Source organism: Fibrobacter sp. (genome assembly GCF_017545445.1).
Classification (GTDB): Bacteria; Fibrobacterota; Fibrobacteria; order Fibrobacterales; family Fibrobacteraceae; genus Fibrobacter.
The window spans coordinates 1-3,621 of sequence record NZ_JAFWOM010000116.1 but is presented as its reverse complement, the minus strand read 5'-3'; the positions used below and the strand labels follow the sequence as shown (position 1 = coordinate 3,621).

The 3,621-nt window shown below is 44.6% G+C and carries 9 protein-coding genes; 3 read left to right on the top strand and 6 right to left on the bottom strand.

Going from position 1 to position 3,621, the window contains the following annotated elements; all coding sequences use genetic code 11:
• From IKG78_RS12725 to IKG78_RS12710, 4 genes are all read right to left on the bottom strand, one after another.
• The coding region (locus tag IKG78_RS12725; protein ID WP_290944039.1) for a 7-cyano-7-deazaguanine synthase at positions 1 to 239 on the bottom strand (239 nt) is incomplete at its 3' end.
• The gene (locus IKG78_RS12720; RefSeq protein WP_290944037.1) at positions 220 to 582 is read right to left on the bottom strand and encodes a hypothetical protein; all 363 of its coding nucleotides are present in this window, start codon (positions 580 to 582) and stop codon (positions 220 to 222) included. The genes IKG78_RS12725 and IKG78_RS12720, both read right to left, overlap by 20 nt.
• Entirely contained in the window at positions 576 to 959 is a 384-nt protein-coding gene (locus IKG78_RS12715; RefSeq protein WP_290944035.1) for a hypothetical protein, read from the bottom strand. Before IKG78_RS12715 ends, IKG78_RS12720 begins: the two co-directional genes overlap by 7 nt.
• A complete protein-coding gene (locus IKG78_RS12710) occupies positions 959 to 1,429 on the bottom strand; it encodes a ParB N-terminal domain-containing protein (protein WP_073321141.1) in 471 nt (156 codons plus the stop codon). Before IKG78_RS12710 ends, IKG78_RS12715 begins: the two co-directional genes overlap by 1 nt.
• 153 nt (positions 1,430 to 1,582) lie before the next feature.
• On the opposite strand from IKG78_RS12710, the gene IKG78_RS12705 reads away from it, so the two are divergent.
• From IKG78_RS12705 to IKG78_RS12695, 3 genes are all read left to right on the top strand, one after another.
• The gene (locus tag IKG78_RS12705; protein ID WP_290944032.1) at positions 1,583 to 1,756 is read left to right on the top strand and encodes a hypothetical protein; all 174 of its coding nucleotides are present in this window, start codon (positions 1,583 to 1,585) and stop codon (positions 1,754 to 1,756) included.
• A 78-nt stretch (positions 1,757 to 1,834) separates the two neighbouring features.
• Positions 1,835 to 2,365 carry a hypothetical protein gene (locus tag IKG78_RS12700; RefSeq protein ID WP_290944029.1) on the top strand — a complete coding sequence of 177 codons (531 nt, stop codon included), beginning with the start codon at positions 1,835 to 1,837 and terminating at the stop codon, positions 2,363 to 2,365.
• Entirely contained in the window at positions 2,362 to 2,919 is a 558-nt protein-coding gene (locus tag IKG78_RS12695; protein WP_290944027.1) for a hypothetical protein, read from the top strand. Before IKG78_RS12700 ends, IKG78_RS12695 begins: the two co-directional genes overlap by 4 nt.
• A gap of 7 nt (positions 2,920 to 2,926) precedes the next feature.
• Here IKG78_RS12695 and IKG78_RS12690 read toward each other — a convergent pair whose 3' ends face one another.
• Together IKG78_RS12690 and IKG78_RS12685 are read right to left on the bottom strand one after the other, a co-directional pair.
• The gene (locus IKG78_RS12690) at positions 2,927 to 3,214 is read right to left on the bottom strand and encodes a hypothetical protein (RefSeq protein WP_073321143.1); all 288 of its coding nucleotides are present in this window, start codon (positions 3,212 to 3,214) and stop codon (positions 2,927 to 2,929) included.
• Between the two features lie 10 nt (positions 3,215 to 3,224).
• Positions 3,225 to 3,621, bottom strand: a 397-nt coding sequence (locus tag IKG78_RS12685; protein WP_290944025.1) for a hypothetical protein, incomplete at its 5' end; no start/stop codon positions are given.

The window sequence follows — 3,621 nt, the reverse complement described above, 5'->3', positions numbered from 1 at the left end:
TTGGAAATGAGGGAACACTTGCTTCCCGTAAATCCGAGGTCGATGGAAACGATTTTGTAGGGCTGTTTCAGCCGCTTCGCGTTGGATGCCGCCACCGCGATTTCCTTGTGCAGACTCTGCTTGTAGTCGAAGATAAGGCAGAAAACCTTCTTGCCCTGCTTCGTCAGCTGTTCCAGAACAGTCGTGCTGTCGATGCCGCCCGAAAGCAGCAGGATTGCATCACATCTTGATTTTTGCATATTGCATTGCCTTGAACCATTGTTGTTTGTTATGGAAGCCAAGAGTTTTCTTGTTCTTCTTGAATTTCTTGGGGAGCGAGACGACCTTCATTACGCCATCCTGGAATACGAAACACGTCCCGTATCTTTCGCCGAGGCTCCATGTGCTTGAATCGCTGCTGTAGAAATGGAACTTGCGCAGAAGCCCCCAGTTCGTGCATCCGAGCGCGTGAACCTTGGAGCCGTTTTCTGCCGCCGTGTCGAGGAAGAAGTGAAGCGGTTTCCAGTCGTTCGCCTTGAGCCATTTGCTCGATGCTGTAAATCCGCTAAGCGAGAGCGCGACATAGGGGTAGTTTTTCACCATGTCGAGCCATCCTTCTTCTTGCGGCCTAGATGCCAAACGGGGATGCTTTGCTTTCCCGTTGCGCGTTCTATGCGGGTTCGGATTTGCTTGACCTTGTCTATGCCGACAATTTCGTCAATGTCCATTTCGATGAAATGGTCGATGTGTGCGCCCTTTATCCATTCGATGTAGCTGTCGATATAGCTGTCGTCAATTTTCTTGCCGCTTGCCATCGCCGTGAATGCGCCGCTGTCCGCGATGAAGTGGTTGAACTCGCGAACATCGTTTCCCATCAACGAGCTTTTATATTCAAAGGACGTAAGGATATTGAGTTCCTTCTTCGGGAACTTTGTGTAGAAATCTCCTACGAGTCCATCTGTCGCCATGTGTAGAAGCATTATTTCTCGAAGGTCTTTCCGCAGTGGGGGCAGGTGATGGTCTTGGGTTTCTTCTGTGGATTTTCTTCGTCCGTCAGGAAACTGTCGAAATCCACGTTTTCGTTCGGCAAGAACCCGAACTGTTCCAGGTCAAAGGCTGCTTCTCCGAGGAACGAAAGTTCCTCGTTGAGCTTCTGGAAATCCCAGCCGCTAAATTCCGAGACTTTGTTGTCTGCGAGGCGGAACGCCTTAATCTGATTCGGCGTCAAGTCGTCCGCGACGATGCAGGGTACTTTTTGCAGTTCCAGCTTCTGCGCGGCGAGATAGCGCGTGTGTCCCGCGACGATTACGTTTTCCCTGTCGATGATGATTGGAACCTTGAAACCGAACTCGGAAATGCTCGCGGCCACCTTGTCAACTGCCGCCTCGTTGTTGCGCGGGTTATTCTCGTATGGCTTCAAAAGCCCGATTTCGACTTCCCGAATTTCCATAAAATTGAATCCTATGCAAAAGAATTGAATAGAATTTAATACATTTTTGAATGAAATGCAATAAAATTTGCATACAATTCAATTTTTCTTTGATTATGCCTTTACAAAATCGACAAATAAACCTATCTTGATTAGGTAAAACGGGAGATTCCTATGCCAGCAAGGTGTCCGCATTGCGGAAAAATTCTTACGGACGCGGAAGTGCGTTCAATTCATTCGCAGATGATTGGGAGCCGTCCCAAGCCCACCAGCGCCGAGAACGGCAAGAAGGGTGGAAGGCCCAAGGGCGCGAAAAATAAATCGAAAAAAAATATGGCTGATAAATAAGTGGAAGTTTTTTGAGTATTTTTATTTTGGATTTAGCCAACTTGTTTTAATTTTTCTTGTTTCTGAAAGAGTATCGTAATGGAATTACGAATTTTTTTAATCCTAATGAATATTCTATCCGTCTTGATGCTTGGCGGCTGTGCTAATGGCTATTATCAAGCGTATAACGGCTATACATATCCAAACAATAAGGGTAATTGCAGAATTTCTGGTGGATATACTTATGGAAACGAGGAAGATGCTATTTCAAAGATGGCTGAAAAAGGCTTCACTTATGTAGGAAACTCTGTTTTTGAAAGTTCAGATTCTTACACTCGAAGCGACGCACTTGCCGCATGTGATGATATTGGTGCAGATGTTGTGATTATCATGCAGCCGTTTAATTCAGGAAATGGCGTTGTTCCTATTGTAAGCACACAGTATCATCCAGGGCAAACAACATACAATACAAGCATGAATTGGAATGGGGGCTATACAACTACAACTGGGTGGACTCCAGGTTATACTACAACATCCGTAAACTACATTCAATATTCGACCTTTACTTATGGCGCATTATTCTTTAAAAAGAAGTCTAAACCTAAGAAAAAGGGCAGGGATGAATTATGATAAAAAAAATTCTAAACGATTTCTGTCGAAAAATAGGGAATGGAGAAATTGAAGTTTACAATGAATTTAGTCTCCAGCATGAACTTGGAATTTTTCTTCGCGAAAGCCTGAATGGATATAAAGTACAATTCGAGAGAAATGTTTCCTTCTTTGGTATTAACAGCAAGGAAACCGTGAAAAAAGAAATTGATATTTCAATTTTCGATGAAAGAATGAAAAAAAAATATGCAATCGAATTAAAATATCCTAATAATGGCAGACATCCAGAAACTATGTTTGACTTTGTTAAAGATGTGAAATTTATGGAGCAGTTAAAGGAACTGGGATTTAATGAAACATATTGCATGTGCTTGGTGACAGATAAACTTTTCTACAGTGGCGACGATAATGATGGAATTTACGCTTACTTTAGAAATGGTAAGGATATCCAAGGAACCATAATGAAACCGACTGGCAAAGGCAAGGGTGTAGTCAAACTTGAAATAGACGGAAAATACAAGGCGGAATGGAAGCCGCTAAATGAAAGCTACATGCATTACATTATACCAATTTAATCTGCAACTATTTCTGCGCTTCCATCTTTCCCCTGATAAACGAAACATCGCTCTTTATGTCGGAAAGAGTCCCCTTGAGGATTTCCGATTCCCGTTCCACTTTTGATGTTCGCTGTTCAATAAGCTCGATGCGCGTTTCCATCTTGGCCATGGAAACGGCGTTCCTTTCCGAACCCTCGCTTACTTCGCTGTGGCTTTTGACATAGGCTGTAGTTGCCGAAGCAAGTGCGATGAGCGCGAGGATGAGTGGCTTCAACATTTCGCGCCATTTGGCGCTGTCCTTTCTAGTCGTCATGTCGTTCTACCTAATTCAAGGAAGTCCACACGGGATAATTGTTCGAATCTTTGCCCCTGTAGATAAACTGTTTGCTATTTCCCGCCTCTATAGTCGCGATGTGATGCGACTGCGATGTATCGCTCGCCTGAAAGACAGCGATAGGGTGGTTTACGGGTCTTCCGCCACCATATTTCCCCGTATTGGTGACAAGAATGACTTCGCCGACTTCATGTCTGTCGGAGTTTAGCGTAAAATCGGAATTACCCTGGTAGCTGCTTGTGCCTGGACAAACGGCTGTGTAGTATTCAGACGGTATGCCGGATGTGCAGTGGCTTTCGCAGTTTGTCATGGAACGATACTGTCCCTGGCTCGCGTCTCCGTCGGACTGTTCCAGCGGCGTGAAGTTGAGAATAAGCTGGTCTGTG